Origin of the sequence: Martinezella calliandrae (assembly GCF_030272695.1) — a bacterium.
Classification (GTDB): Bacteria; Pseudomonadota; Alphaproteobacteria; order Rhizobiales; family Rhizobiaceae; genus Rhizobium; species Rhizobium calliandrae.
Genome location: NZ_JARFYN010000020.1, coordinates 13,058 through 39,530 on the forward strand (window position 1 = coordinate 13,058; position 26,473 = coordinate 39,530).

General features: G+C 58.9%; 28 protein-coding genes and 1 pseudogene. 14 read left to right on the top strand and 15 right to left on the bottom strand.

The features are described from left to right. Positions 1 to 17: 17 nt before the first annotated feature. Positions 18 to 710, bottom strand: a complete 693-nt coding sequence (locus PY650_RS16830; RefSeq protein WP_285880542.1) for a DUF599 domain-containing protein — start codon at positions 708 to 710, stop codon at positions 18 to 20. A 200-nt stretch (positions 711 to 910) separates the two neighbouring features. On the opposite strand from PY650_RS16830, the gene PY650_RS16835 reads away from it, so the two are divergent. Beyond that, on the top strand, positions 911 to 2,317 hold the full coding sequence (locus tag PY650_RS16835) for an L-serine ammonia-lyase (RefSeq protein WP_285880543.1): 1,407 nt from the start codon (positions 911 to 913) through the stop codon (positions 2,315 to 2,317). 36 nt (positions 2,318 to 2,353) lie between these two features. Here the strand turns inward: PY650_RS16835 and PY650_RS16840 are convergent, their stop codons facing one another. After that, the gene (locus tag PY650_RS16840) at positions 2,354 to 2,692 is read right to left on the bottom strand and encodes a hypothetical protein (RefSeq protein ID WP_285880544.1); all 339 of its coding nucleotides are present in this window, start codon (positions 2,690 to 2,692) and stop codon (positions 2,354 to 2,356) included. 306 nt (positions 2,693 to 2,998) lie between these two features. Here PY650_RS16840 and PY650_RS16845 point away from each other — a divergent pair, with 306 nt between their 5' ends. Beyond that, positions 2,999 to 3,472, top strand: coding sequence for a DUF1489 family protein (locus PY650_RS16845; RefSeq protein WP_285880546.1), 474 nt, complete (start codon positions 2,999 to 3,001; stop codon positions 3,470 to 3,472). A gap of 50 nt (positions 3,473 to 3,522) precedes the next feature. On the opposite strand, the gene PY650_RS16850 is transcribed toward PY650_RS16845, so the two are convergent. From PY650_RS16850 to PY650_RS16880, 7 genes are all read right to left on the bottom strand, one after another. Next, on the bottom strand, positions 3,523 to 3,798 hold the full coding sequence (locus PY650_RS16850) for a hypothetical protein (protein WP_285880547.1): 276 nt from the start codon (positions 3,796 to 3,798) through the stop codon (positions 3,523 to 3,525). 133 nt (positions 3,799 to 3,931) lie between these two features. Then, on the bottom strand, positions 3,932 to 5,470 hold the full coding sequence (locus PY650_RS16855; RefSeq protein ID WP_285880549.1) for a serine hydrolase: 1,539 nt from the start codon (positions 5,468 to 5,470) through the stop codon (positions 3,932 to 3,934). A gap of 118 nt (positions 5,471 to 5,588) precedes the next feature. Next, positions 5,589 to 6,359, bottom strand: coding sequence for a hypothetical protein (locus tag PY650_RS16860; RefSeq protein WP_285880551.1), 771 nt, complete (start codon positions 6,357 to 6,359; stop codon positions 5,589 to 5,591). Positions 6,360 to 6,798: 439 nt separating this feature from the next. Further along, positions 6,799 to 7,404, bottom strand: a complete 606-nt coding sequence (locus PY650_RS16865) for a transglutaminase-like cysteine peptidase (RefSeq protein WP_432761540.1) — start codon at positions 7,402 to 7,404, stop codon at positions 6,799 to 6,801. 373 nt (positions 7,405 to 7,777) lie between these two features. Next, positions 7,778 to 8,767: a prolyl aminopeptidase gene (gene pip / locus PY650_RS16870; RefSeq protein ID WP_285880553.1), complete on the bottom strand. Its 990-nt coding sequence runs from the start codon at positions 8,765 to 8,767 to the stop codon at positions 7,778 to 7,780. Positions 8,768 to 8,837: 70 nt separating this feature from the next. Continuing rightward, complete coding sequence (locus PY650_RS16875) at positions 8,838 to 9,467, bottom strand: PilZ domain-containing protein (RefSeq protein ID WP_285880555.1); 630 nt, start codon at positions 9,465 to 9,467, stop codon at positions 8,838 to 8,840. An 84-nt stretch (positions 9,468 to 9,551) separates the two neighbouring features. Continuing rightward, on the bottom strand, positions 9,552 to 10,214 hold the full coding sequence (locus tag PY650_RS16880; protein WP_285880556.1) for a PAS domain-containing protein: 663 nt from the start codon (positions 10,212 to 10,214) through the stop codon (positions 9,552 to 9,554). A gap of 320 nt (positions 10,215 to 10,534) precedes the next feature. Between PY650_RS16880 and PY650_RS16885 the strand changes: the two genes are divergently transcribed. Then, positions 10,535 to 11,305 (top strand): rhomboid family intramembrane serine protease, encoded by a 771-nt coding sequence (locus tag PY650_RS16885; RefSeq protein WP_285880558.1) that lies wholly within the window; start codon positions 10,535 to 10,537, stop codon positions 11,303 to 11,305. A gap of 163 nt (positions 11,306 to 11,468) precedes the next feature. Then, entirely contained in the window at positions 11,469 to 11,903 is a 435-nt protein-coding gene (locus tag PY650_RS16890) for a CBS domain-containing protein (RefSeq protein WP_285880560.1), read from the top strand. A 164-nt stretch (positions 11,904 to 12,067) separates the two neighbouring features. Here the strand turns inward: PY650_RS16890 and PY650_RS16895 are convergent, their stop codons facing one another. The 3 genes from PY650_RS16895 to folE all read right to left on the bottom strand — a co-directional run bounded on the left by PY650_RS16895 (position 12,068) and on the right by folE (position 14,238). Continuing rightward, entirely contained in the window at positions 12,068 to 13,033 is a 966-nt protein-coding gene (locus tag PY650_RS16895) for a patatin-like phospholipase family protein (protein ID WP_285880562.1), read from the bottom strand. Between the two features lie 106 nt (positions 13,034 to 13,139). Then, complete coding sequence (gene hisI / locus PY650_RS16900; protein ID WP_285880564.1) at positions 13,140 to 13,589, bottom strand: phosphoribosyl-AMP cyclohydrolase; 450 nt, start codon at positions 13,587 to 13,589, stop codon at positions 13,140 to 13,142. A gap of 25 nt (positions 13,590 to 13,614) precedes the next feature. Next, positions 13,615 to 14,238 (bottom strand): GTP cyclohydrolase I FolE, encoded by a 624-nt coding sequence (gene folE, locus PY650_RS16905; protein ID WP_120704233.1) that lies wholly within the window; start codon positions 14,236 to 14,238, stop codon positions 13,615 to 13,617. 294 nt (positions 14,239 to 14,532) lie between these two features. Between folE and PY650_RS16910 the strand changes: the two genes are divergently transcribed. The 5 genes from PY650_RS16910 to PY650_RS16930 all read left to right on the top strand — a co-directional run bounded on the left by PY650_RS16910 (position 14,533) and on the right by PY650_RS16930 (position 19,078). Further along, positions 14,533 to 14,994, top strand: a complete 462-nt coding sequence (locus PY650_RS16910; protein ID WP_285880644.1) for an iron-sulfur cluster assembly scaffold protein — start codon at positions 14,533 to 14,535, stop codon at positions 14,992 to 14,994. 16 nt (positions 14,995 to 15,010) lie between these two features. Beyond that, entirely contained in the window at positions 15,011 to 15,448 is a 438-nt protein-coding gene (gene yidD, locus PY650_RS16915) for a membrane protein insertion efficiency factor YidD (protein WP_285880566.1), read from the top strand. Further along, positions 15,445 to 15,975, top strand: coding sequence for a DUF1697 domain-containing protein (locus PY650_RS16920; protein ID WP_285880568.1), 531 nt, complete (start codon positions 15,445 to 15,447; stop codon positions 15,973 to 15,975). The genes yidD and PY650_RS16920 overlap by 4 nt, the downstream gene beginning before the upstream one ends. Positions 15,976 to 16,098: 123 nt before the next feature. Further along, entirely contained in the window at positions 16,099 to 18,084 is a 1,986-nt protein-coding gene (gene thrS / locus PY650_RS16925; RefSeq protein ID WP_285880570.1) for a threonine--tRNA ligase, read from the top strand. A gap of 154 nt (positions 18,085 to 18,238) precedes the next feature. Continuing rightward, a complete protein-coding gene (locus PY650_RS16930) occupies positions 18,239 to 19,078 on the top strand; it encodes a lysophospholipid acyltransferase family protein (protein WP_285880572.1) in 840 nt (279 codons plus the stop codon). A gap of 40 nt (positions 19,079 to 19,118) precedes the next feature. Here the strand turns inward: PY650_RS16930 and PY650_RS16935 are convergent, their stop codons facing one another. Then, positions 19,119 to 20,243, bottom strand: a complete 1,125-nt coding sequence (locus PY650_RS16935) for an RgsD C-terminal domain-containing protein (RefSeq protein ID WP_432761541.1) — start codon at positions 20,241 to 20,243, stop codon at positions 19,119 to 19,121. Between the two features lie 111 nt (positions 20,244 to 20,354). On the opposite strand from PY650_RS16935, the gene PY650_RS16940 reads away from it, so the two are divergent. The 4 genes from PY650_RS16940 (at position 20,355) to PY650_RS16955 (ending at position 23,314) form a co-directional block, all read left to right on the top strand. Continuing rightward, complete coding sequence (locus tag PY650_RS16940) at positions 20,355 to 20,942, top strand: nitroreductase family protein (protein WP_285880574.1); 588 nt, start codon at positions 20,355 to 20,357, stop codon at positions 20,940 to 20,942. After that, a complete protein-coding gene (locus PY650_RS16945) occupies positions 20,942 to 21,547 on the top strand; it encodes a flavin reductase family protein (protein WP_285880576.1) in 606 nt (201 codons plus the stop codon). The genes PY650_RS16940 and PY650_RS16945 overlap by 1 nt, the downstream gene beginning before the upstream one ends. A gap of 114 nt (positions 21,548 to 21,661) precedes the next feature. Next, positions 21,662 to 22,816, top strand: coding sequence for a DUF2336 domain-containing protein (locus PY650_RS16950; protein ID WP_285880646.1), 1,155 nt, complete (start codon positions 21,662 to 21,664; stop codon positions 22,814 to 22,816). Between the two features lie 78 nt (positions 22,817 to 22,894). Then, complete coding sequence (locus tag PY650_RS16955; protein WP_432761542.1) at positions 22,895 to 23,314, top strand: GNAT family N-acetyltransferase; 420 nt, start codon at positions 22,895 to 22,897, stop codon at positions 23,312 to 23,314. Positions 23,315 to 23,363: 49 nt separating this feature from the next. Here PY650_RS16955 and PY650_RS16960 read toward each other — a convergent pair whose 3' ends face one another. Beyond that, positions 23,364 to 24,542, bottom strand: a complete 1,179-nt coding sequence (locus PY650_RS16960; RefSeq protein ID WP_285880579.1) for an AI-2E family transporter — start codon at positions 24,540 to 24,542, stop codon at positions 23,364 to 23,366. Between the two features lie 139 nt (positions 24,543 to 24,681). Next, positions 24,682 to 25,815, bottom strand: a complete 1,134-nt coding sequence (locus PY650_RS16965; protein WP_285880580.1) for an esterase-like activity of phytase family protein — start codon at positions 25,813 to 25,815, stop codon at positions 24,682 to 24,684. Positions 25,816 to 26,122: 307 nt separating this feature from the next. On the opposite strand from PY650_RS16965, the pseudogene PY650_RS16970 reads away from it, so the two are divergent. Continuing rightward, positions 26,123 to 26,305 (top strand): annotated as a pseudogene (locus tag PY650_RS16970) (hypothetical protein); the annotation flags it as partial. Positions 26,306 to 26,473 lie beyond the last annotated feature (168 nt).

Sequence of the window (26,473 nt, forward strand, 5' to 3'; positions counted from 1 at the left end):
CCGCCGGCGCCGCGATGTCATGACATATCGATATCCATGATGGCCAGACGGGCATCGGAAAAAAACTGCCGGCGGATCAGAACGATGATGATGAACATCGTCGTGACCATGAATACGTAAGGGCTCAAAAACCAACCGAGATAGCCGATCGACAGGAAGATCGCTCTTAGCCCAGCGTTGAAGTTGCGTGCGGCGATAACATTCATGCGGATGACGCGCTCAGCGGCGCGTTCCGCCCTCAAGGGGTCGAGTTCTGCATCCTCTCGCATCGGCAAGGAGCCAAAGAGGATGGTGCAATAGTTGAACAGGCGATAGGCCCAGCCGAATTTGAAGAAGGCGTAACCGAACAGACCGGCAAGACCCGCCACCTTGATCTCGAAGGCGCCGCGACCGCCGTTGAAGACAAAAGGCATATCGGAGAAGAAGGCGTTGACTTTGTCGGTGGCGCCGAGCAAGGCGAAGCAACTGCCGATGGCGAAGATCGAAGTAGACGCAAAGAACCCCGTGCCGTTCTGCAGGCCAGACAGAATCTGAGTGTCGATCATCTTCAGGTCGCGACGCAGCGAATTGTAGATCCATTCGCGCCGGCGCTCGTTCATTGCCAGCGACAGGCTGGGACGGTTGAAGAAACGGGTGCTGCTGGTGATCCAGTTCAACGCGACCCAGAGGAGAACAAAAAGGGCGAGGGCGACATAGTCGGCGGTCGTCATGAAGGAAGATTCTCCAGGTCCATATGCCTGTCGACTGTAGCGCACGCCCATTCGGGCGCAATGGTCTTATGTTTGCGCCACAAGATGCCTAGATGTAATGTCGCAGGGATGAAATCCGATGTCGGTCGATCGCCGTAGAGGGTCGCGTTGATGGCGTAGCCTTACTGCTGCGCGATTTGCCGAGGAGGCACCAAAGGTCCATGTTTCTTTCAGTTTTCGATGTTTTCAAGATCGGCGTCGGGCCTTCCAGTTCGCACACGATGGGTCCGATGTCGGCCGCGAATCGTTTTCTGGACCTCGTACTGTCGAACGAGTGGCCGCGGCCCTCGTCGAACGTGCATGTCGCTTCGATCAAGGTCAGCCTGCACGGCTCGCTCGCCCATACCGGCATCGGCCATGGCACGGGCAGGGCGGTTATCCTCGGTTTGATGGGTGAGCGGCCTGATGCGGTCGACCCCGACCGGATGGATGCCATTATCGACGAGGTGGAGCGCAGCGGGCACATCACGCCACCGGGCCATCCGCCCTATCAATTCCAGCCGAAAACCGACCTGATCTTCGACAAGAAGGTGCCGCTGCCGGGCCACGCCAACGGCATGAGCTTTTCCGCCTTCGACAAGGACGAACGCCTGCTCGTCAAGCGCATCTATTATTCCGTCGGCGGTGGCTTCGTCGTCACCGACACCGAGCTTGAACAAATGCGCGCCGACAAGAAGAAGGCTTCCTCCGGCGAGCGAATCCCATTCCCTTTCGCCACCGCCAAGCAGATGCTCGACATGGCCGAGCGCTCCGGCCTCTCGATCGCGCAGATGAAGCGTGCCAATGAAGAGACGCGCATGAGCAGCGAAGAGCTCGACGCCGGCCTCGATCGCATCTGGGCGGCAATGAACAGCTGCATCGATCGCGGCCTGAAGGTCGAGGGCATCATGCCAGGCGGCCTGAAAGTACGCCGCCGGGCGCGCGCCATCCATGACAAGCTGCAGGAAGAATGGCGCAGCAACCGCATCAATCCGCTACTCGCCAATGATTGGCTGAGCGTCTACGCCATGGCGGTCAACGAGGAAAATGCCGCCGGCGGACGCGTGGTCACCGCGCCGACCAATGGCGCGGCCGGCGTCATTCCGGCGACGATCCGCTACTACCAGCATTTCCATGAGGATTGGGACCAGGACGGTATCCGCAACTATCTGCTGACCGCGGCTGCCGTCGGCGGCATCATCAAGCACAATGCCTCGATCTCCGGCGCTGAAGTCGGCTGTCAGGGCGAGGTGGGCTCGGCGGCCGCGATGGCGGCTGCGGGACTTGCCGCCGTCATGGGCGCAACGCCGGAGCAGATCGAAAACGCCGCCGAAATCGCGCTGGAGCACCATCTCGGCATGACCTGCGACCCCGTCGCCGGCCTCGTGCAGGTGCCCTGCATCGAGCGCAATGCACTCGGCGCCGTCAAGGCGGTGACCGCCGCATCACTCGCCATCAAAGGCGATGGCCAGCATTTCGTGCCCCTCGACGCTTGCATCGAAACCATGCGCCAGACCGGCTACGACATGAGCGAGAAATACAAGGAAACGTCCACGGGCGGCCTCGCGGTGAACGTGGTGGAGTGCTGAACTGCCAGGGCTCGTCCGATCGCCCGGAATTGACGATCATTTGGTGATCGGCGTGGTCAAAGGAATGCCTATCGTGCGACTGGCGAGAAGCATGGCCTGCAGCTGCTCGATCTGCTCGTCGCGTGGACCGTTATCGGGCTCGGCGACCCTGTGAACCATGACCGTCCCGATGGCCGGAAAGACCATGACGTACTGGTGGCCCAAGCCCGAGGCCCAGTAAAACTGCTTCTCTTCTTGAGACTGGCGCACGAGCGTTGCCGTCGACCGCACTACGTAGCGCCCGGTCCACCAGCTATAGCCGAAGCCCACGCCGCGCCCGAGATCCGTATAGGGGTTGACGCTTCGGCGAACCCATTCCTGCGCAATGAGCTGCACGCCGTCCCATCGCCCCGAAATTCATAAAGAGGAGGCCGACGCGAGCGAGATCGCGAGCCGACACTTTGATCTTGTAGGCAGGATGCACGGATTGGGGAATTTTCTTGAAATAGAAATGCTGCGGCTGAAAATCCTGCATCTCATAAGCATTCACCAAAGCGGCCCGAGACCATCCAATGTCGTCCGGCTCGTCCGCCATTATCCATTCACTGTTGGGGTAGTTGTCGGCACACCTCATCGACATCTCCGAGAATCGTTCCATCTACGGACAAGGATGATATCGAGTTTGTGGATGTCGATGGCGAAATGCTTGACGCTGCGGGCCAAAAGGACTTCAACGACACTATGGCTTTGCATCTCATCAAATTGTGCGTCGGCGCCGACTCTCTTGAGGACCTGCGCGAATGGGTTTCCGAACGGGCGATGAGCGCCATCGCCGCCGGTCTGGAGCCGCATACGACCCATACGACACGCATGGTGCCGAAACGGATTGCAGAGCTACTGGATGGCGGCTCGCTCTATTGGGTGATCAAGGGACAGGTGCAGGCAAGGCAGAAGCTCCTCGGTATCGAGACATTCACCGATGTCGACGGCATCCAGCGTTGCCGCCTCATCCTCGACCCGAGCATCGTCGAAACCGCCGGCCAGCCGCGCCGTGCCTTCCAGGGATGGCGGTATCTGCCGCAAGAGGATGTTCCGCGTGACCTCGACAGCTTGGGGGGCGTTGCCGAACTCCCGGCTGATTTGAGACGGGAGCTTTCTGAACTTGGCTTGCTGTAGCCATCCGGGCGGGCGCTGCGACGATCTTCGACAGCACCGCTATTCTTCATTCAGCGCAGCCGCATTAATACCGGGGCTTGGCCGTTCGGCGACGTGATGTGCAGATGGATGTGGGCTTCCGGCTGAGAATAACGCCAGGCGCGAGCACCGTGGCAGAGCAGGATAGTGATCAGGTCTTTCGTCTTGTTGCGTGAACGCGAGCGGTTGAGGCCTAGATCGGCCAACCGCAGCGCTGCTTCATGCAGCGGATGAAGAGCAAAGCTCTTCGGTTTCGTCTTTCCCGCGCCATCGAGCGAGAAACCTGGGAAGTTCTCGTTCATCGCCATGTTCACATCCCCGTAACACATTACAAACTCAGGGCCGACCTCATAGACATCTGAGGCCGGAAAAACCGGACGCTGCGATGCAAAACCCGGTAAATCTCCGCATGAGGCAGCACGGAAAACCGCGGCCGCGCTCCTATTCCAAACTCGCCCAGCACTTCACGCCGGCCTTTTTAAGTGCTTTGCAGGCATTGACAGCCGCATTCTGGTCCGAAAAGCCGCCGAAGCGAGCGCGATAGCCGCCATCATAGGCAACCGCATAGGGCGTCGCCGAGCGTAGCGCCTTACCGCCCTTGCTCTTGGCCGTGTCGAGCAGATCGCTGGCGCCGTCCTTGCTGGAGGAAATGCCAATCTGGACGACCCAGCCGGTCGGGCCAGCCTCCGCCTTGCTGGCCTTGGTCACCTTCTCTGGCTTTTCGGCGGTCTCGATCTTTTCCGCTTTCTCAATCTTTTGGGTCTTGACGACCTTGCTGTCGGACTTGGGGGTCGAAGCCGTCGTGACGGTGTCGACTTCGTCCGTATCATTGTCATCCGCCGAGGCAGATGAAGGCTCGATGGAGGCGACTTCGTTGGCTGCCGCGCTTTGCTTCGATCTGGTCGCAAGCAGTGGATTTTTCGACTTCGGCGTTATCGCGGCAAAAGCCGCAGCGCTCGGCGGCTGACGATCGTCGTCGGCCTCGGCGGTTTCATCGTTCATCATTTTCGCGCTGCCGGCAGCCGCCATGCGAGCGCCTGCAGCCTGGACATTAGGCGCTTCCGTCGCTGTCTGTGCGACAACGTTGGAGGCAATATGCTTCGTGGACGCTTGCGGCAGGTAGGCGGCGATCAACTTGCGCATCTGGTTGTCGCGAGCGGGCGTGGAGGCGCCGCCGAGCACGACGCCGACGATCGACCGGCCGTCGACCTTCACCGACGTCGCGAGATTGTAACCGGCAGCGCGGGTATAACCCGTCTTGATGCCGTCGACGCCGCGGATCGCGCCGAGCAGATGGTTGTGGCCCGGAATGACCCGGTTGCCGAGACGGAAGCTCGTCTGGGAGAAGAAGCCATAATACTGCGGGAAGTGCTCGCGTAGCGCGACGCCCAGACGGGCCTGATCGCGCGCCGTCGTCATCTGCGCGGTATTCGGCAGGCCGTTCGGGTTGCGATAGGTCGTGCGTGTCATGCCGAGCGCATGCGCCTTGTTGTTCATCATGCGGGCAAAATTGTCTTCCGAGCCGCCAAGCATTTCGCCAAGCGCCATGGCCGCGTCATTGGCGGATTTGGTCACGATCCCAAGGATCGCCTCCCGAACAGTCACCGACCGGCCGGTACCGATGCCGAGCTTCGTCGGGGCTTGCGAGGCGGCGTTTTGCGAAAAGACGACGGGGGTATCGAGTGTGATCCGACCGGCCTCGAGGGCCTCGAAAGTCAGATACAGCGTCATCATCTTGGTCAGCGAGGCGGGATAGTGAAGCGAATCCGCATTTTCGCTGTAGAGAACATTGCCGGTGTTCGCATCAATAACGATGCCCGCATATTTTGGGCCGCCGGCTGCATTCGACGCATCGACCGTAACCGTCACCGTCGCCGTCGTGATCGCTAAACCGAACAGCACCCTCGCCAGCAACTTGCCGGAGTGCGATGAGGATACGGAGAAAATTGATCTGGACACTACTTCACTCTCTGCTTGCATTTACGTTCTCAATTATCCGGCCGCCGCCTCCATGAACGCCCGTTGGGGTTTAAGAGTAGGGGCTTAGCGTTACCAATCAGTTTATGATGAACAGTTGGTTTCAAGTTTCCGGTTCATTTTAGTCATCACTTACCGAGATGCCGCCGGCGCCCGGCGCGTCGACCAGGCGAGTGTCGACGAAGCTCCGGACGGCATCATCCATCCTCTGCCAGTCGCCCAGCTGATTGCTGGAAAAGCGATAGAGCACACTGAGATCCTTGCCGACCTTGATATCTCTCTGGCAGTCTCCGCTGGTCGCCTGATCTGGCGAAGAAGGCAGGATGCAGCGCACGACATAATCCGGCTCGCCAACGCGCGGCGCTGTTAGAAGCACCTCGCCGCTATAGCCGGCATCTGCGCGCAGGCGATGTGCCGTCAACCCATGCGGACCGGCGAAGGCTTCACCGTCCATCAGATGCGAATAGATCGGCTCCAGCCGGCCGGACATGTCGCGCGACATCGTGCTCTGGCTGAGCTGCAGGAAAATCAGCGAGGCGGACTGCGATATATCGTCGAACCGCAGACGGTCGGCATCGCTGTAGCCCCGCATTTGCGGCCAAGTCAGATAGAGATCGACGCGCTCGGCGACACCGTTTACCCGCTCGCTCGGGAAGCGGATGGTATTGGCGCCAAGACGCAACATATCCTCGCCGATCGTCACCGTGACCGGCGTGATACTGTCCGTATGGCCGGCCAGCGAGATCTTCTCGCCGACCCAGCGACCGCCGATAGTGATCGCCACAGTGAGGGCAGCGAGCACCGCAACGCCGGCCGTGAGGCGGTAAACCAGGCCACTGGATATCAACGGCTGTTCGTCGATCGTGGGGGCGGACGACAGAGGAGGGGTCATGCTCTTGCCTTCGGTTTCATTCCGCCTTGGTAACCATCGTCGATGACGTACCCGTCGCGGCTCAAGACCCCTGATGAGTCTCGCTATGTAATGATTGCCGCCACGATGGTTAATGGTTCATTAAGAATGCATGGGTGTGCATATTTATTGGCGCACATACCTTTCGGAAAATCGGGGCAGATTTCGGGCCAACCCGGTCGCGATTTTCATCGCATGCCGGAACCGCACAGTTTTTTCCCAATTCCGGACGAAGAAGAAGAGCCAGGCACTCTTTCTGAAAATCACTCAACGCCCACACCCGGAAACAAAAAGAGCCGTTCCCGGGACAGCGGGAACGGCTCGAAGGCGCCGGTCGGGACAGAAATGCGGGGACAGACCGGAGCCCTAGACCCAGACCGCCAGCGCTTTCTCACTGGCGATCGCGTGGAGGAGTGGCGACTTACTTCAAGCTGCCGACCGCGACGGCGCGGCCATCCTGTATCTTGACCCAGCGGGCCGGATCGTCGGCGGACTGACGCTTCAGGAAGGTATATTCAGTATCCGACCAGAGCTTCACCTTGTTGCGCATGTTGTCGAGAATGAAGTCGCCGCGATCAGTGCGTACCGTCAAAACAGCATGACCTTCGCCATTCGGCTGCAGCACGACGGTCATCAGCAGATCGGAGACGGAAAAGCCGGCTTCGATCAATTCCTTGCGCTTCAAGAGTGCATAATCCTCGCAGTCGCCCGCGGTCGTCGGGATCGCCCACTTTTCTTCAACGCCATAGAGTTCCATGTCGGTCATCGGCTTGATCGTCGTATTGACCGTATAGTTGATCTTCAGGATGGTCTTCCACCGCTCGTCCGTAAGGATGACGGGACCGGCATCGCCACCGGCATAGGCACACTCCTTCGGGTTTTCCTTGCAGAACTCGTAATGACCGATCGGCGGCGCAGCATCGCCGGTGAGCGTCATATTGGCCGGCGTCGCATGGGCCAAGCCGAGACAGCCGAAGGTGAAGAGGGCCATTGCGGCATAACCACGAAGAAGGAATTGAAAGCGCATGTCCGTGTCCCTGTTTTATTGGGATCACAATGACACGCAGGCTTTTATCCCGCGCAAAATTACGCAGTTAAATTAAGGACTTAGTTGATTCAAATGCGGTTCGAATTGTCATAAAATGAGAGCAAAACTTAAATCAAACTGTCGGAGAATTCGATTAAATTTTGAATGTTTTCCGATGCGAAACAGCGCATTGGGGTTCCTCATATCCTTTTGTTTTCAAATGATTTTGTTTCCAACCGCAGAAATCGGGGGCAGCAGGGCACTTGCCAATAGCTGAGCCGAGACGAGACACGCGCTTCGGCCGAGCGCGTCGTCGCAATCGCGCCGTCACGCGAAATTCGCCGTTCGCTGTGCCATTTTGGGAAAATGGCGTTCAAAAAATTTTTTGATTTTTTTTGCCGTCGGCAATCGTGCGGAACTCGTTCGTCGCTTCAATAATGGCCGCGGCCATCTCCAGCGTCGACGGCGAATGGGCGCAATTGGGAACAATGACCAATCTGGCGGCTGGCCATGCCCGTGACAGCTCCCATGCTGTGACAACGGGCGCCTCGAGATCGAGCCGGCCTTGGATCATCGTGCAGGCAATGCCGGCAAGCCGGTGGATGTCCCTCAATATCTGCAAATCTTCCAGCCAGCCGCGATGGTGGAAGTAATGCGTGATGATGCGCGCTCTTGCGATAAGATATCGGGGATCTGACCAACGGCTGGACAAAGCCGCGCGCGGGTCAACGAGGATCGACGCCGATTCCCAGTCGTGCCAGTCCTTCGCGGCTTTGAGATGGATAGCCGGATCGGGATTGCGGAGGAGGTGACGATATGCAGCAATCAGATCGACGCTGCGCCCACTCTCCGGAACAGCTGCACGGAACCGCTGCCATTCTTCGGGAAAGAAGCGAGCCAGACCCTCATAGAGCCAATCGATCTCGGATTGCCGTGTCATAGTCACGCCAACGACAATCAGGGCCGCAACTCGTTCCGGATGCGCCTCAGCGTAGACCAAGGCCAGCGTACAGCCCCAGGAATTGCCATAGACCAACCAGCATTCGATACCGAGGAAAATCCGGAGCTGCTCGATGTCGTCAACCAGATGCCATGTCGTGTTGGCGCAAAGATCGGCCTCCGGCTCGGACGCATGCGGCAGGCTCCCGCCGCAGCCGCGTTGGTCGAATTGAATGATGCGATAGTGTTGCGGATTAAAAAACCGGCGGGTGCCGGCGGAACTGCCGGACCCCGGACCGCCATGCAGGATAACGACGGGAACGCCGTTCGGGTTTCCCGATTGCATCCAGCGGATATTTTGGGCATCACCGACGTCGAGCATGCCGTGATCATAGGGCTCGATTTCAGGAAAAAGCGTCTGCATAAGCCATCACGCAGTCAGAGGGGCGAAAGGCTGCTATTTCCAGTTTCGACGTGACAGAAAAATGGCGCGACTAGAGGAATTCGCGTAGCGTCTCGCGGGATTGCACCGAGAGAAATTCGATCGCGACGCCTTCCATGAAGTGGCGCACGATACGGCCGCGCATATTGCCGAGACGTACCGGCGTTCCGATCGACGGGCGCGCCTCGACGTCGATGGCAGCACCCGAAAGCGACAGATCCATAATGCGGCAGACATAACGCGTGCCGTCTTCCAGCGTCAATTCGCTGACGCTGGTGCGCGGTGTCAGGCGATCGTGGCGACGATCTTCCGGCAGGCCGAGTTCATGCTTGTTGGCGAGCCAAGTCAGCTGAGCGGCGAGCTTTTCGCGCTTGCGGTCGGTCGCGTTGATCGACATGCTGAAGCCACGGCCATCGATAGCGACGACATAGCCCTCGACACGGCCGAGATGGTCGATATAGGCGACGACACGCTCATTGGTGCGCGGACGGCCCTGGCAAGCTACATACATGTCTCCCGGCGACATGTCGGTAACCAGGCATTCAAACTCTTCGTAATTGGCCAGCATCAAGCGGCCCTGCATATTGATCGGAACCCGCTGAAAGGTCCCCTGATCCCTGCGAGGCGCATTCCCTGCCATTTGGTTTGGCCGCATCGTTTGGGCTGCCTGGAATGAATGCATGAATGGGCTTCTTGAACCAATTATGTTTCACGCAATCACTAGCCCAAAGTTATTAAGGTAAGGTTGTCTTCCCTAAGGGAAAACTCAGAGACGACGGCCGAAACTGTGTCGCAATGGGTCAGCCGGTCCCTGATTTCGTGCGCCGGTGTTTGGATGCAGCATGCGGGCCATGAGCGCACCGAGCCCGACGCCATCGTGACGTGAGATCAGATTTGCGTGTTCAGGATCGGATGGCGGTTCGACGAGATGGGCAGGACGCTCATAGAGCATGCGGCTGCGGTCGAGCGCCAGGAACTCGAGACGTTCGCTACCGAGCCATGGCGTATGTGCCGTCGGCGTCAGGCAGCCAAGCAGCCGATCACAGACATCGCCGGCGGAACGCAACGGCATCAGCACCATTTCGAACGTCACGTGGCGACCGCCGATGCTGTAACCCGTCGCCTTTATCAGAGCAGGAACCACATGCTCCATCACGCCGGCGGCAATCCGCACGGCATCATCAGGCTGGCCGCCGGCCCACAGCGCGGCAAAGCTTTCGAAGCGAAGCTCGCGCCCCATCAGACTGCAGATCGCCGTCCCGGCCAACCGAAAGCGTGGCGCCTGATCTCGCACGGCCTCGAGAATGAAGAGCTCAGGCAGAATATGACGGACCGCCGAAGGCTCTATCAAATTGCGCAGGGGCGCATCCGCATTGCCGCGAAGCTGTTCCCAATAGGTAAATATCTCTACGCTGTTTTTCTGCCGCATAACGCGTCCATGTCCCGTTTCAGGTCAAATGCCGGGGCATTCATTGCCCTTGCGCAATGCCTTGCTTAAATCGTGCCAACGCCGAGCCATTAAGGTTAACAGAGGGTTTCATTTGCCTCATGCGGTTGTGAGTGAGAGACATATCAAATCACTTCACGAAGTGACCTTCAGCACAGACTATCGGGCGTTGGGACATAAACCATTGCGGCAAATCCCAAAGAGGGGCGCCCGAGCAAGCCGTCCACCGGGGTTGGACGGCTTTTTTTTTGATTTTTGCTGCTGTATGTCTCGAGTCCCTTCTCAAGAGATCCGAGCAAGACATGGATGATGCAGAGCCACCGCGCCATGAGCCCGAGGAAAATCGGCCGCCGCAGCGCGTTCCTGCTTTCAACGTGCCACCCGTCATCCTCGCAAGCCTTGGGCTGTTGATCGTCGTCTTTGTTATTCAGAACCTGCCCTGGTGGTCCGACGATACACTGAACTGGCTGTATTTCACCTTCAGCTTCATTCCCGCCCGCTATGCCTTCCCGCTGTCGCAGCAGGGGTTGGAATGGCTGTGGACGCCGGTCACCTATTCCCTCCTGCATGGCAGCATCGAACACATCGTCTTCAACGGATTGTGGCTGATGGTCTTTGCCGCACCCGTGGCGCGTCGCATCGGCGTTGCGCGCTACGTGATCTTCTGGGTTCTTTCTGCGGCGGCATCCGCTTTCCTGCATGCCGCCGTCTATTGGGGCGACCAGAGCTTGCTGATCGGAGCTTCGGGCGTCGTTTCAGGATTGATGGGGGCGGCCTGCCGTTTTGCCTTTCCCGCCATGGACGGCCGCCGCTTCGCCATACGCCAGGCGCATCTCAATCCGCGGCTCTCGATCGCGGCTTCACTGCGCAGCCGCACGGTCGTTGCCTATATCGTGATGTGGATCGCCGGTAATGCACTCGTCGCGTTCGGCATCACGATCGTCGGCGACAGCGCCCAGCCGGTCGCCTGGGATGCGCATATCGGCGGCTTCCTTTTCGGGTTCCTGCTGTTTTCCCTGTTCGACCGGCAACCTCGCATTGAAGTCGAAAACCCGGCTCCACCGGCGGAATGAAGCTGTTGCTTTCTCGTCCTCGCTAGCGCACCATCCCCCGGTCGGCCGTGATGGGAAAGAGACCGGAACGGTCCCGACCGGAGCAGCGGTCCGAAACCTTGGGCGGTTTCGGAACAAATCCGTGGCTCAGTTGTTCATTGAGCTTTCGAGATGGGAGGATCGAATGTCAGTTTCCGTAAAAGCCATACTTGATGCCAAGGGTCGCAACGTCGTTACCGCCGCGGGGAACACGACCCTCGCGGAAGCCGCCAAAATTCTGAACGAGAAGCGCATCGGCGCCATCGTCGTCGTGGGAATGGCAGGCAAGATTTCCGGCATCTTCACCGAGCGTGATGTCGTCAACGCGGTTGCCAAGCATGGCCAGGACAGCCTCAACCAGCCGATCGCTTCGTTGATGACGGCGAAAGTGCACCGCTGCAAGGAAGATACCACCACCGACGAGCTGATGGAGCTGATGACGCACCGCCGCTTCCGTCATGTCCCCGTGGAAGACAAAGGCAAGCTCACCGGCATCATCTCGATCGGCGACGTCGTCAAATGGCGCATCCGCGAAATCGAGCTCGAGACTGAACAAATCAAGGCCTATATCGCAGGCTGAGGAGCGGTTCGGCGGGGCCGAAGCAATCGACCCGGTGGGTCGATTGCAGCGGCGAACGCCCCGAGCCCAAAGCGAAGGGCCGCATGGTGCGGCATTTTGGGAACTATCTCATCGCCGCGGCCGATATCAGCTCGCACCCACACCATATCGGCATGGATTTACGCCTAGCGCGCAAAGGCTTCCTGCATGCGCCTGATTTCTGTCAGCCGGGCAGATGCCTCCTCGTAGCCGCGGTCGATCGCTTCGCCGGCACGATGAAATTCCGAAAGACCGATGTCGCTGAGACGCGGATGCAGCGCCAGATCCGGCGGATCGCCGGCAAGGCGGGCACGGGAAATCCGATCCTGGATGATGTTGAATGCCTGGACCATGACGCCGGTCATACCGAGCCTGGTATAGGGCGCTTCGTTACGCCGTAGTTGCTCACCATGCAGCGCGCCGGCAGTGTGTTTGACGACGGCGGAGCGGCCGAAAAGGTCATAATGCAGATTGATGGCGACCACGAGCGGCTGCTCGTAGGCGCGGCAGACAGAAACGGGCACGGGATTGACCAAAGCGCCGTCGACGAGCGTGCGGCCATTGGTGCGAACCGGCTCGAAAATGCCGGGTAGGGCATAGGAGGCCCGTAGCGCCGTGATCAGCGAACCATTGGCGATCCAGACCTCATGGCCGGTATTCAGTTCCGAGGCAACGGCAACGAAGGGTCGGTCGAGTTCCTCGATCGAAAAGCCTTCAAGATGTTCCTGCATGCGCTTCGTCAGCCGCATGCCGCCAAAAAGGCCACTGCCGCCGATCGTCAGATCGAGGAGGCTTGCGATGCGACGCATGGTCAGCGAGCGGGCAAAAGCCTCAAGTTCGTCGAGTTTGCCGGCGAGATAACAGCCGCCGACCAGTGCCCCGATGGAGGTGCCTGCGATCATGCCGACCTCAATGCCAGCCTCATTGAGGGCACGCAGCACACCGATATGCGCCCAGCCGCGGGCAGCGCCACCGCCGAGTGCCAGAGCGATCTTTACTTTTTTGGGAGGAACAGGGGCAGCGAGTGCGCCAGGAATGTTGGGCGAGATAGCTGGACCCGAACCCACAGGAGCCTGTCCGGCGCTTTGGCGAATCAACCCCCAATTCAACATGGTATGCCACCCTCCGAGGCGTATGCTTGCCTCTTGCTGAAATACTGTCCCTTTTTTGTTTCCAATTCGTATATTTGTTATTGCTTACTCAGTCGGCATGCGGAATTTAGTGCCCATAGACCTCGCCGGGATCGAAATTCAGGTGATCGTCAACAACGTTCAGCACCGGCTTCCCATCCTCAAGCTCGACAGTGCGATAGAAACAGGAACGTCGTCCAGTATGGCACGTCGCGTCGTGACCGGCGACCTCAACTTTCAGCCAGATAGCATCCTGATCACAATCGGTACGCATCTCCTTCACCGTCTGCAGATTTCCGGAGGTTTCACCCTTTTTCCATATTTTTCCGCGCGAACGGCTGAAGTAGTGCGCCGTTTTTGTCTTTATGGTCAGCGCCAGTGCCTCGGCATTCATATGCGCGACCATCAGCAGCTCACCGTCATGAGCGTCGGTAACGATCGCGGTGATCAAGCCGCGGTCGTCGAAACGGGGGGTGAAATCCCCCGCATCCTCAAGTTCCGATTTGTCTGCGGAAGGCTCGTTGAATACCAGGTTCATCTCCGGTTCTTTCCCTTAAGCCCTATCAGCGGCTCCGGACCATCGTCATGAAGCGGACTTGCTCAGCCGGATCAGCCTTGAAGGCGCCGGTGAAGGTCGTCGTCAACGTCGACGAGCCTTGCTTCTGCACACCGCGCATCGCCATGCACATATGCTCGGCTTCGAGCATGACGGCGACGCCGCGCGGGCGCAGCGTTTCGTCGATGGCGTTAGCGATCTGGGCGGTCATCGCCTCCTGCGTCTGCAGGCGGCGGCCGAAGATTTCAACGACACGAGCGATCTTCGAAAGGCCAAGAACGCGGCCACTCGGGAGATAGGCGACATGCGCCTTGCCGATGATCGGCACCATATGGTGTTCACAATGGGAGAAAAACGGAATGTCGCGCACGAGGACCATGTCGTCATAGCCCGAAACCTCTTCGAAGGTGCGGCCGAGCACATCCTCGGGGTTCATATCGTAGCCGGCGAAAAGCTCGCGATACGCCTTGACGACGCGTGTGGGCGTATCGAGCAGGCCTTCGCGCTGCGGATCGTCGCCCGCCCAACGAAGCAAAACGCGAACGGCGTCTTCGGCTTCCTTTTGGGAGGGACGGTCCAATTCCGGATTGGATTCAAGGGCCTGCGGAAAATTCTTCACAATGGCGTCCATTACCTGTGGTCTCCTGATCCGCGCTGCGGATCTTATTTTGTCGGACTCGCCACTGGCATTCCCCTGAAACATGGAGAAGTATGCACCTTTGGCGGGCTCCGGGGCGTTCTGGCTGGCGGACAAGCCTGCCGTCCTGCACGGTTTCCCATCAAACTTACAGAAGACCATTGCAATTTCGTGGCCTTCAAACGACATACATATAGTATGGCATTGTCCCTGTGAAAGTGTCCTGGCGCGACACGCTGTGTTTTTTGTTTTGAAACGCATAACGGGTACATCGGAGCAAGATCGATGATGGACGACATCTATAACAGCAAGATTCTGGAATTTGCCGGCAATATCGAACGCATCGGCAGCCTTTCCGACGCCGATGCAAGCGCTCAGGCCCATTCCAGACTGTGCGGATCGCGCGTCAAGATCTGGCTGAAAATGGACGGCGATGTCGTTACCGATTTTGCTCATGACGTCAAGGCCTGCGCCCTCGGACAAGCCTCGTCCTCCATCATGGCCCGCCATGTGGTTGGCGCCACCGCTGCCGAATTGCGCAAAGCGCGCGAAGATATGCTGGTGATGTTGAAGGCCGACGGCGATGGGCCGGAGGGGCGCTTCGAAGACATGCGTTATTTGAAGCCGGTTAGGGATTACAAGGCACGCCATGCCTCGACGATGCTGACTTTCGACGCCGTCGTCGATGCAGTGGGACAAATCGAGGCGGCGCGCGCGCCCCTCGGGTCCGTCGCGGCCGAGGCGGTTTGATCAGAGGCTGCGAGCGATGTGCCATCTCTGCTCCATGCAAGATGACGAAGACGAGGGCGCAGCCGCGGCTCGCCCCAAAAGGCTAAGGCGCGACAAAATACCGCCCCGCAGCAACAGCAAATCACTCCATTCCCGCAACTATTCAGGTCCCTTCCAAAAGACGCCAGACCGGCTCCTCGGCATGGGTCTCATCCGCCTCTACCAGTTGACCCTCTCCGGTTTCATCGGCAATTCCTGCCGCCATATCCCGACCTGCTCGGAATATGGCTACGAATCGATTGCCCGTCATGGCCTGTGGGCCGGCGGCTGGATGACCTTGTTTCGGGTGGCGCGATGCGGGCCAGGCGGCACCAGCGGGCTCGACCCCGTGCCCGAGACGCTGGAAATGCGCTACCATTGGTGGACGCCTTGGCGCTATTTCGCCATCGGCCGCAAGCCGGCCGGAGCGGCATGAAGACTTACGTAGCACTACTCTACAGCATCGTGCTCGGAGCCGGGCGCAGGGTGGTCATGAGCGATCTCCGGGCAATGACCGAGGAACTCGGCTTTTCCAACGCCAGAACCCTCGTTGCGACCGGCAATCTCGTTTTCGAAGCGGAAGAACGGCCGATCACGGAGATCGAAACTCAGCTTGAAGACGGCTTCGCAAAAGCCTTTGGCAGGTCAGTCGATATCATCGTTCGCGATGCTGAGGCATGGTTGAAACTTGCCGCCGGCAATCCGTTTGGCGATGGCGAGGGCAGCGAGATCATTGTTCGCGTCATGCGCAGACCGCTTCAATCGTCGGTGATAGAAACACTCGGCAGGCATAGGAATGGCCCGGAACGTTTGGTTGTGGTCGATGGCGACCTATGGATCGATTTCGGCGGGAAGGCGAGCGAAACCCGTCTGCTCTCCGCGCTCACCACCAAACGCCTCGGCGTCGGGACGTTGCGGAACTGGAACACGGTGCGCGGATTGGCCGAGAAGATTGGGCCCTAGAGCCACTTCTCCTTTACTAAATCACCAAATATCGCTATCAGGCGACCGCGTTCAAAAACACTGGTTGACCGCTTCCATTAAACCACCCGCATTCGTTGGCGGGACTGGACAAGGAGAATTTCGATGTCCCAATCCGTTTCCCTGACATTTCCCGATGGATCCGTGCGCAGTTACGATGCTGGCGCAACCGGCCGGGATGTCGCCGAATCCATTTCCAAGTCGCTTGCCAAGAAGGCTGTCGCCGTTGCGATCGACGGCACCGTGCGCGACCTCTCCGACCCGGTAACCGAAGGCAAGATCGAAATCGTCACGCGCAACGACGACCGCGCGCTGGAACTGATCCGGCATGATGCGGCGCACGTCATGGCGCAAGCGGTGCAGGAATTGTGGCCCGGCACGCAGGTAACCATCGGCCCCGTCATCGAAAACGGCTTCTACTACGACTTCGCCAAGAACGAGCCTTTTACGCCCGACGACCTGCCGGTCATCGAGAAGAAGATGCGCGAGATTATCCAGCGCAACGCGCCTTTCACCAAGCAGATCTGGTCGCGCGAAAAGGCAAAGGAAGTCTTCGCGTCCAAGGGCGAGCGTTACAAGCTTGAACTTGTCGACGCCATTCCGGAAGGGCAGGACCTGAAGATCTATTACCAGGGCGATTGGTTCGACCTTTGCCGTGGGCCGCATATGGCCTCCACCGGCCAGATCGGCCAGGCTTTCAAGCTGATGAAGGTGGCAGGCGCCTATTGGCGCGGCGACAGCAACAATCCGATGCTGACCCGCATCTATGGCACGGCCTTCGCCGAGCAGGCCGATCTCGATAACTACCTGCACATCCTCGCCGAAGCCGAGAAGCGCGATCACCGCCGTCTCGGCCGCGAAATGGACCTGTTCCATTTCCAGGAAGAGGGTCCTGGCGTTGTCTTCTGGCACGGCAAGGGCTGGCGGATGTTCCAGACGCTGGTGTCCTACATGCGCCGGCGGCTTTCCGACGACTATCAGGAAGTCAACGCGCCGCAAGTGCTCGACAAGTCGCTTTGGGAAACCTCCGGTCATTGGGGCTGGTATCGCGACAACATGTTCAAGGTCACCGTCGCAGGCGACGAGACCGATGATGACCGCGTCTTTGCGCTGAAGCCAATGAATTGCCCTGGCCACATCCAGATCTTCAAGCATGGCTTGAAGTCTTACCGCGAACTGCCTATCCGCCTTGCAGAATTCGGGGCCGTCCATCGCTATGAGCCCTCGGGCGCATTGCATGGACTGATGCGCGTGCGCGGTTTCACGCAGGACGATGCACACATATTTTGCACAGACGAGCAGATGGCGACCGAATGCCTGAAGATCAACGATCTGATCCTATCGGTCTACAAGGATTTCGGGTTCGACGAGATCACGATCAAGCTGTCCACCCGTCCGGACAAGCGCGTCGGCTCCGACGAGCTCTGGGATCGCGCCGAAAGCGTGATGATGAATGTGTTGGATACGATCAAGCTGCAGTCGAACAACATCAAGACCGGCATTCTGCCGGGCGAGGGCGCATTCTACGGGCCGAAGTTCGAATATACGCTGAAGGACGCTATCGGTCGTGAATGGCAATGCGGGACGACCCAGGTCGACTTCAATCTGCCGGAACGCTTCGGCGCCTTCTATATCGACCAGCATTCCGAAAAGACGCAGCCGGTGATGATCCACCGCGCCATCTGCGGCTCGATGGAACGTTTCCTCGGCATCCTGATCGAGAACTTTGCCGGCCATATGCCGCTCTGGGTGTCGCCGCAGCAGGTGGTGGTTGCGACCATCACTTCGGAAGCCGACGATTACGGCAACGAAGTTGCCGAGGCGCTGCGCGAAGCGGGGCTCAATGTCGAGACCGATTTCCGCAATGAAAAGATCAACTACAAGATCCGCGAGCATTCGGTGACGAAGGTTCCCGTCATCATCGTCTGCGGCAAGAAGGAAGCCGAGGAGCGCTCGGTCAACATCCGCCGTCTCGGCAGCCAGGCGCAGACGGCAATGTCGCTCGACGAAGCCATTGCCTCGCTTGCGCTCGAAGCCACGCCACCGGATATCCTGCGCAAGCGCGAAGCCAAGCGGGCCAAAGCCGCTTGATACCAGAAACTATCTGACGGCGTCTCAAGGCGCCGTCAGATAAGTGACATAGAACTTTAATATATCTGTTAAATCAGAGTGTTGCTTCGTCGCTGCACGCCCTGCCTTACATGCGGCCCTATGAGATCGAGGAGCGGGGAAGCCCGTCGCGCATTTGGATTTCAAAGAATTATCCTACGCCAACGAACGGGATACGCGCATCAAGCGCTGGCTCATCCGCTCCATCGAGGGTCTGTCGGGCCGCGATCGCTATGCCCGGCTCTACGATATCTGGCGCAGCGACATTGTCGGCAAGAGCGAGCGTGTCTTCGGCAAGATGCTCGATCTCATCGACGTGCGCCTCACGGTGAAAGGCGATTGGCCGCTGGAGACTATCCCCGATGCGCCGATCGTCATCGTCGCCAATCATCCCTTCGGCATCGGTGATGGCATCGCAATCCTGGCGCTCGCAGAGCAGCTCGGCAGACCCTTCAAGGTGCTGATCCACAACGAATTGCTGAAAGTGCCTGAGATGGCCGATTATTCGCTGCCTGTCTCCTTTGAAGAGACCAAAGAGGCGATGGCGATGAACATGAAAACGCGCCACGAAGCGGTTCGCCTGTTGAAAGAGGGTACGACGATCATCGTCTTTCCGGCTGGCGGCGTCGCCACAGCCAAGAAAGGCTTCGGACGCGCCGAGGATCTGCCGTGGAAGATCTTTCCCGCCAAGCTCATCCAGGCAGCACGAGCCAGCGTCCTTCCGGTCTATTTCGAGGGGCAGAACGGCCGGCTGTTCCATCTCGCCAGTCGCGTGTCGCTGACCTTGCGCTTATCCCTTTTGATCCGAGAATTCCGTCGTCTTTCCGGTAGCACCATCACCGCACATGTCGGCAGGCTGATGAGCTGGGAGGCGCTTAACGAAGGCAATGATCGCAAGGATCTGTTATCGAAGCTCTATAGTGCGGTGTTTGCGATGGCGCCGCCGAAGCGGGCGCTGCGAAAGAAGGCCAGCTAGCCCCCTAGCCGAGTAAGACGGACCGGCGCTTGCGATAGCGTCAATCCATGCTGTCGCCATCGTCCCCGCCGGCGGGTGCCAATTGTTCGTAAGTCGGCAACGGATGCTTTTGGCTCGTAGCGGGCGCCTGCGTCTGCGGCGCCTGGTTGCGCGGCACTTGCGGCGGCGGAACGGGAAGCTGTTGCGCCGGCTGCTGGTCGTTGGCGTCCTGCGGCTGCTGTTCCTTCATCAGCACTTCGATATCAGTATTCGTGCCGGCCGCGACGGTGAAGTCGCGTTGGTAAATCTTGTCCTTGTTACGGGCAACGGCCGTGTATCGGCCTTCCGCAAGCACCATGGTCGGGAAGGCACTAAGGCTTTCTCCGACGATATCGCCGGCAGAGGTCAGGATCGACCAGGCGGTATCGGCTATCGCTTCGCCGCCTTTGTCTGACACCAGCTTGAAAGTGATCTTCGCCGCCCTGTGCTGAATCGTCGCTTCGGTCACCTTGCCGGCTTCCACCTGGATATCGGCACGGATGACGGCGTTGACGGCACCATATTCCGAGACGACGTGATAGGTTCCGGCGCTGAGGCCTACCAGGGTGTTCGGCTTGACGTCGGACATGACGAGGCCGCGCTCGCCATCTTCCTTCGCATCGCTGGAATAGATCGAAAAGCTCAATTCGTCCGGCGGAATGCGCACGTCGGAGCCGGAGACGGCATTCAGCACCATGCCGCCGGCATCGAGCACCATCGTCTGCTTCTGCTGTAGCCCGCTTTCGGGGACAGTCAGCTTTTTGGTCACACCGGCGCGGCCGAAGGAGACGTTGACGAAATAATCGCCGGGCATCAGATGAAAAGACGCCGAGCCGCCCTTCGAGCTCGCAACCAGCGGCAGCTTACCGTCGGCGCCAGCAAAGGGGCTGAAGACGTACCAGGAAAGGCCCTGCAACTGCGGTGCGCTGTCGGCTGCGAGCTTAGCCTCGAGCGAGACATCGCGCAGGGTTTTAGCGGATGAATTTTCTGTGCCTGGCGCGATGAAGGCGTTGAGCTTCGGCATCTTCACGCTGCCGTCGAGCTGTCTGAACTCCTTGAAGGCATCTTGCGCCGAGGCAACGGTGCCCAGGCTCGAGAACATCGCGAAACCCGTGACCAAAAGGCGTGCGGATGAAATGCCTGACATGAGTTCCCACCCGATTGACTTCCGGTAAAACACAGGCCACTTCAAGACCAATGCCGTGGCAAATTCAAGACCCACGTCCTCCCCGCGCATGAAAATGAAAGCAATCATTCCATGAAAACCGATATCAAGCTGGTCGATTACCTGGCGGTCCGCCGATCCATTCCTGCTTTTCAGATGACCGAACCCGGCCCAGACAAAGCCGAAATCGAGGATATCCTGCGGCTCGCTTCACGCGTCCCAGATCACGGCAAGCTGGCCCCCTGGCGCTTCATCGTCTATCGCGGCCAAGAGCGGGCGCGGATCGGCGAGGAGTTGTTGCAGCTGGCGCTGGAAGCCAAGCCGGACCTGTCAGAAGAGATGATCCAAGTCGAGCGTACGCGTTTTACCCGCGCTCCAGTCGTCATCGCCGTCGTCAGCAAGGCGGGGCCGCATTTCAAGATTCCGGAATGGGAACAGTTGATGTCGGTCGGTGCGCTTTGCCTCAACCTGCTGATCTCGGCCAATGCGCATGGCTGGGTATCAAACTGGCTGACCGAATGGTTCGCTTATGACGAGCGCGCCTATCCGCTGCTTGGTGTCCAACCGGGAGAAAAGGTCGCTGGCTTTATCCATATCGGCTCGTCGACCTTCCCCTCGACGGAACGCCCGCGACCGGAACTGACGGAGACCGTGACCTGGATCGGCGGCGAGGACAGCTAATGTTCTACACGACAGACACCAACCGGCATGGCTTGGCCTATGATCCCTTCAAGGCCATCGTTGCGCCGCGGCCAATCGGCTGGATAGGCAGTAAGGGTATAGACGGTTCGCTGAACTTGTCGCCGTATTCCTTCTTCAACGCGGTCAGCGACCGGCCGAAGCTGGTGATGTTTTCGTCGATGGGCCGCAAGGATAGCGTTCGCAATGTCGAGGAAACCAACGTCTTTACCGCCAACCTCGTCAGCCGCAACCTCCTCGAAAAGATGAATCATTCATCCATCGCCGTGCCTTATGGCATCGATGAGTTCTCGCTGGCCGGACTGACCGCGAAACCCGGCAGGCTCGTCGACGCTCCCTATGTCGCCGAAGCCTTCGCCGTACTTGAATGCCGGGTGACAGAAGTGATGCGACCGAAGGGCCTCGATGGCGAGCCATCGGAAAATATCATGGTCTTCGGACAGGTCGTCGGCATCCATATCGATGAGACCATCATTCGAGATGGCCGCCTCGACATGGCGCTTGCACGGCCCGTCGCGCGCATGGGCTATATGGACTACAGCGAGGGCAGCGACGTCTTCGAATTGCGGCGGCCGACAGCGCCATGATATCGGTCCCGTCTCGTTGTCGCATTAGTGGTTAATAAATAAGGTAAACGACCCGTAAACCTTTCATCGCTAACGTATTTGATGTGAGTTTGCGGGTCGGGAATCGTCCCGCCGATATCGGGGCGTTACGTGATCATAGAAGCATTTCTCCGTTGGGCCGAGACCGCCAAGGCAGAGGGTAGGGCGAGGGCGGCCAATGCTCTTGGTCGCGCCTATCTGCAATCGGAAATGCCGCGACAAGAGCGTGCCGCCGCCGAGATGGCGATGACGTATCTGCTCGACGATCCTTCGCCGCGTGTGCGCTTGGCACTGGCCGAAGCCGTAGCGCGTTCTCCGCATGCCCCGCGCAACGTCATCCTGTCTCTGGCCGAGGACCAGCCGGAGATCGCCGGGCAGGTCATTCTTTTGTCACCGGTGTTCACTGAAGCCGATCTTGTCGACCTTGTGCTACGCGGCAGCAGCGTGACACGTGTCTTGATCGCCTCGCGCGGGCGAGTGTCGCGATCGGTTTGCGCCGCACTTGCTGAAATCGGTGGCGAAATCGAAACCCTCTGCCTTTTGGAAAACGATGGCGCCTCGTTGTCGCGCGCCGCGCTGAAACGGCTTGCCGAACGCCTTGGCGACAGCGCCGAGATCCGCGGCCTGCTCCTTGATCGCGAAGCTTTGCCTTCCGATGTCCGCCACCTGCTGATGCGACATGTCGGCGAGGCATTGGCCGGCTCAAATCTGGTCCAGGCCACGATCGGCACAGCGAGATTGCAACAGGTAAATCGCGAGGCCGGCGTGGCTGCCACGGTTTCCATGGCCGGGACAGTGCAGCACGAAGATATTCCCGATCTGGTCGAGCACCTGCGGCAGGCGGGCTGGTTGACGCCGGCGTTCCTCATGCATGCGCTTTGTTCCGGCAAAATCGACTTCTTTGCCGGCGCGATTACCAACCTTTCCACCTGCGACGAGCGGCGCGTCCGCTCCATCCTTTCCAGCGGCCGCGTCTTTGCCGTCCGCGCGCTTTATGAGTCTGCGGGCTTGCCGCGCGATATCAGCACCGTCTTCGTCGAGGCGACATTGATCTGGCGTGAGGCGTCGCGCACCCATGGTGGCGCCATGTTGGAAAATGTCTCGGCGCGGCTGAGGTGTAAATTCCGTTCTTCTCAACAATCTCCAACCGCTGCAGTTCAACTGCTCGATATGGTGGAGAAGCTCGCCAATGCCGAGCGGAGGCAGACGGCGCGGACATTTGCCGCGCTGGCGGCTCTTGCCGCAGCGTGATATCTTTCGTGCATGTGTCTTTTGGGATTTACCTTGCCTCTGACCATTACCATTGAATCACCGCGTCAGGACGGTGTCATGCGCCTCCTCGATATGTCGAGTGCTTATGCACAATCGCTCTATCCGCCGGAAAGCAATCACTTGTTGGACCTCGAGTCACTGGAGAGGCCCGAGGTGACCTTCTGGGTCGCACGGCTTAATGGCGATATTGTCGGCTGCTGTGCGCTTGTCGAGGCGGACGATGGCACCGCGGAGATCAAACGTATGTTCGTCGACCCACTTGCCAGGGGGCGCAAGGTCGCGCAGATGCTGATGGAAGCGCTGGAAGAGACGGCGACAGAAAAAAATCTGACGGCACTTCGGCTCGAAACCGGTGTACTCCAACCCGACGCAATCGGCCTCTATCGCAAGGTCGGCTACACCGAGATCGAACCGTTCGGCAGCTACGAGGAAGATCCGCTTAGCCTGTTCATGGAAAAAGCGCTTCCGAAAAGCTGAGAGCCTGGCTTTAAAAGATTAGAGCGGCTGTTGCGCGTTCAAATTTTGATCAACCGTCCGAACCATCCCGGATCCGCAGTTGCAGTTCCGGCTCCTGGGCGTGCTGTTCCTCGGTCAATTCCGCCTCACGTATCCATTCACGCCAGATGGCGACGATGATGGCCATAAGCACGGGACCGATGAACAGGCCGAGGAAACCCATGGTCTTGACGCCGCCGACGAGCCCGAAAAAAGTTGGCAGGAAGGGCAGCTTGATCGGACCGCCAACGAGCTTCGGCCGCAGTGTTTTGTCGACGACGAAAAGCTCGACCGTGCCCCAAATAAACAGCCCAATACCGGCCCAAAGCGAGCCGCTGGCAATCAGATAGATCGAGACCAGCGACATGGACAGCGGCGCGCCGCCAGGCACCAGCGCCATGACCCCGGTCAGAACACCGAGGGTAATCGCCGAAGGCGCCCCCGCAATCCAATAGGCAACGCCAAGCACGACGCCTTCGCCGATCGCGATCAGCGTCATACCCATGACCGTGGAACTGATCGTCGCCGGGATGACGCGGGAGATGCGCTCCCAACGATTCGGCAGGATACGTTCACCCAAGAGATCGACCTGACGGACGAATTTCGCCCCATCGCGGTAGATGAAGAACAGGGCGATCAGCATGAACAGCAAAGTCAGCACGACATGGAAGGCACCGCCGCCAGCGGCGAGCACTGCTCGGTAGATATTGCCGATGTGGGCGCCGCTGACGAGCTGTGCCAATTCTCCGATGGAACCGGGACTGCCGACATATTGCGTCCATTGATCGCCAAGCCACGAGCCGACGATCGGCAGTGCCAGAATCCACTGCGGCGGCGGCGCGCCATCGCGATTGACATGCACCGCCCAGGTAAACCATTCGCGGACTTCACCAACCATATAGATGGCCGAGAGCACGATCGGCAGCACCAGGAAGGTGACAATGAAGGCGATGGCGATGGTCGCCGCAAGCGTCGTGTTGCCGTTGGTGCGGCGTACGAGGTCACTGAAAAGCGGCCAGGTGGCGAAGCCGATCACCGCGGCGGCCAGCACCGGGACGAGAAAACCGTAGAAGAAATAGATGCCAGCGGCCGCAATCAGGATCAGCAGCCAACGCGCCGCCGAAATCGACGGAATAAGGGCTATGCGCGCGGGTGCGCTCGGTCCCAGCCAGCGCGGTTCCCTCGGCTTATGACGTTCAAATACACCCACCGGACTTGCTTCACTCTTTTTATTAGATCAACCGGTTATGGGGTATGATCTAGGCTGTTTCAAGGGCCAGCACCCGAAAGCCTATATAATCCGTTGCCATGACAGCCGGACGACTACCGACGCGAGAATAGGCCGCTGATCATTGAGGGCGACGGATCACCTTGAAGGCAAAAAACTGCGTCTTCTGCGTCGGATTGAAATTGTTGTCGGCGACGAAGATCAGTACATCCGTGCCATCCTTCGCCTTGCCGAAGGTGACACCCTCGATATTGTCGGGTCTAAGGCCAAGCGCTCGCAAATCCATCACCTCACTCTTGCGCACCGGCACGATGCGCTGATCGGTCTTTGCCAGGGAAGGAATGTTGGAAACATCGGTTGCACCCTCGAGATCGAACATGTTTATGACGACCGAATTGCCGACATCCTGCGCATAGCCACGTTCGATCGACAGTGCGTGCCGGTCGTCCAGCGCCAGGATTTCCGCCATGCCGAAATCACTCCAGCCGCCGGGTTTGGCGGCCGCCTGCGGGATTGGCGAGACCGGATAGACATATTGCGCCTTTTGCTCGCCTGTCGCCACGTCATAGCGGATGAGGCGGGCAAGCGCGCCATTGGTCAGCGTCGTCATCGGTCCGTCCTGATAAAGCGCGGATTCCATGCCAACGAGAAGATCGCCACCCAAGAGAAACGTCAGGCTTTCGAAGGCAAGGTTGTCGCGGATGCCTGTGCTCTTGTCGACTGTCGGCGCAAAGCCCGCCGGCAGCGGCAGTTCGCGCACGAAGCTGCCGTCGCGATTGGCGACCCGGACGAAAGGCGGCAAAAGTGCCTTGCCGTCGCCTTCGCTGCTCCAATAGATGCCGTCCTTACCAATGCGGATCGACTCCGAATCAACCGTGCGGATAGCGAAAGGCTCGCCGTTCTTGTCCTTCAGCGTCACGTGATCGAGAACGGTCACACCCTTGAGGCCTTCGGCGCTGACATCGATGTCGAGATCGTAGAAGCGCGCCTTCGCTTTTTCCGAGCGGTCGTCGCTGATGGAGATGTAGTGGCCTGTCGAAGGATCGAAGTCGATGCCTGAGAGACCACCGACTTCAACGCCGTTTTCCATGAAACCTGTCGGAATGTCATATTCGCCAAGATAGGAGAGGCTGATGCCCGCCTTGCAGTCGCCGAAGGGGCAGGCAACGTCGATCACCGTGCCGATATCTGTGGCACGGGCAGCCGAGTCGACGAGAAGAGCGGTGGCGGCAGTCATCAAAAACAGCTTCAACATGGCGATGTCGTCACATCCGGGTTAACGAGTTGGCGGGCTCACGAATTGGGCGGTTCGCAGAGATGGCGCATCTATGCATCCGCCCGTGACGCTTTCGTTACGGGTATCGATCAATTCGATAAAAATATCGCCTAGTGGTTCAATAATCCTCCCCGCGAATAATGCGGCTTCAAAAATAGAATTTTCTCGGCAAGATGCTCGAGGAAATTTTGATGTAGAACAGTCGATGATATTCAGCGTCTCGGTAAAGTAAAATTCGTGGTAGCAAAGAAATTTCAAATATTGTGGGTTGAACCCACGAGCAGTACTGTCGGGGCTTGCCGACAGGGACCAGTCCTTCACGCTGACCCTTACACGAGCCGATCACTTTACGCATGGGGGCGGGCCGGATCCGAGAGAGAATCCAAAGCGCACCGCGATACCGCGGGACCTCGATGTTCCGGGTTTACACATCGACACGCTCAAGGTGAAGAGTCGGAACTTTCATTGAGGTTAGGCTCTCCACTCAGCCTCAGACTGGGAGGCTTCGACCGGCCTTGTCGAGTCGGAGCGGGAGTTTACAGAGACTGACCGCCGGTCGTTGCCGCAGGGTTACTGATTGGCATCGAACGCCGCGCCAAGATCACTGCTAGCGTCAGTAGTTGCGGCGGCCGGCTCA

What these genes read in the sequence shown, in the direction of transcription:
- PY650_RS16910 (WP_285880644.1), top strand. Translation starts at nt 14,533, where the DNA reads ATGGACGACATCTATAACAGCAAGATTCTGGAATTTGCCGGCAATATC.
- PY650_RS16940 (WP_285880574.1), top strand. Translation starts at nt 20,355, where the DNA reads ATGAAAACCGATATCAAGCTGGTCGATTACCTGGCGGTCCGCCGATCC.
- folE (WP_120704233.1), bottom strand. Translation starts at nt 14,238, where the DNA reads ATGGACGCCATTGTGAAGAATTTTCCGCAGGCCCTTGAATCCAATCCG.
- PY650_RS16885 (WP_285880558.1), top strand. Translation starts at nt 10,535, where the DNA reads ATGGATGATGCAGAGCCACCGCGCCATGAGCCCGAGGAAAATCGGCCG.
- PY650_RS16965 (WP_285880580.1), bottom strand. Translation starts at nt 25,815, where the DNA reads ATGTTGAAGCTGTTTTTGATGACTGCCGCCACCGCTCTTCTCGTCGAC.
- PY650_RS16845 (WP_285880546.1), top strand. Translation starts at nt 2,999, where the DNA reads ATGCTTGACGCTGCGGGCCAAAAGGACTTCAACGACACTATGGCTTTG.
- PY650_RS16895 (WP_285880562.1), bottom strand. Translation starts at nt 13,033, where the DNA reads ATGTTGAATTGGGGGTTGATTCGCCAAAGCGCCGGACAGGCTCCTGTG.
- PY650_RS16850 (WP_285880547.1), bottom strand. Translation starts at nt 3,798, where the DNA reads ATGGCGATGAACGAGAACTTCCCAGGTTTCTCGCTCGATGGCGCGGGA.
- PY650_RS16860 (WP_285880551.1), bottom strand. Translation starts at nt 6,359, where the DNA reads ATGACCCCTCCTCTGTCGTCCGCCCCCACGATCGACGAACAGCCGTTG.
- PY650_RS16935 (WP_432761541.1), bottom strand. Translation starts at nt 20,243, where the DNA reads ATGTCAGGCATTTCATCCGCACGCCTTTTGGTCACGGGTTTCGCGATG.
- PY650_RS16890 (WP_285880560.1), top strand. Translation starts at nt 11,469, where the DNA reads ATGTCAGTTTCCGTAAAAGCCATACTTGATGCCAAGGGTCGCAACGTC.
- PY650_RS16855 (WP_285880549.1), bottom strand. Translation starts at nt 5,470, where the DNA reads ATGCAAGCAGAGAGTGAAGTAGTGTCCAGATCAATTTTCTCCGTATCC.
- thrS (WP_285880570.1), top strand. Translation starts at nt 16,099, where the DNA reads ATGTCCCAATCCGTTTCCCTGACATTTCCCGATGGATCCGTGCGCAGT.
- PY650_RS16830 (WP_285880542.1), bottom strand. Translation starts at nt 710, where the DNA reads ATGACGACCGCCGACTATGTCGCCCTCGCCCTTTTTGTTCTCCTCTGG.
- PY650_RS16945 (WP_285880576.1), top strand. Translation starts at nt 20,942, where the DNA reads ATGTTCTACACGACAGACACCAACCGGCATGGCTTGGCCTATGATCCC.
- yidD (WP_285880566.1), top strand. Translation starts at nt 15,011, where the DNA reads ATGTGCCATCTCTGCTCCATGCAAGATGACGAAGACGAGGGCGCAGCC.
- pip (WP_285880553.1), bottom strand. Translation starts at nt 8,767, where the DNA reads ATGCAGACGCTTTTTCCTGAAATCGAGCCCTATGATCACGGCATGCTC.
- PY650_RS16920 (WP_285880568.1), top strand. Translation starts at nt 15,445, where the DNA reads ATGAAGACTTACGTAGCACTACTCTACAGCATCGTGCTCGGAGCCGGG.
- PY650_RS16835 (WP_285880543.1), top strand. Translation starts at nt 911, where the DNA reads ATGTTTCTTTCAGTTTTCGATGTTTTCAAGATCGGCGTCGGGCCTTCC.
- hisI (WP_285880564.1), bottom strand. Translation starts at nt 13,589, where the DNA reads ATGAACCTGGTATTCAACGAGCCTTCCGCAGACAAATCGGAACTTGAG.
- PY650_RS16955 (WP_432761542.1), top strand. Translation starts at nt 22,895, where the DNA reads ATGCGCCTCCTCGATATGTCGAGTGCTTATGCACAATCGCTCTATCCG.
- PY650_RS16875 (WP_285880555.1), bottom strand. Translation starts at nt 9,467, where the DNA reads ATGCATTCATTCCAGGCAGCCCAAACGATGCGGCCAAACCAAATGGCA.
- PY650_RS16865 (WP_432761540.1), bottom strand. Translation starts at nt 7,404, where the DNA reads ATGCGCTTTCAATTCCTTCTTCGTGGTTATGCCGCAATGGCCCTCTTC.
- PY650_RS16880 (WP_285880556.1), bottom strand. Translation starts at nt 10,214, where the DNA reads ATGCGGCAGAAAAACAGCGTAGAGATATTTACCTATTGGGAACAGCTT.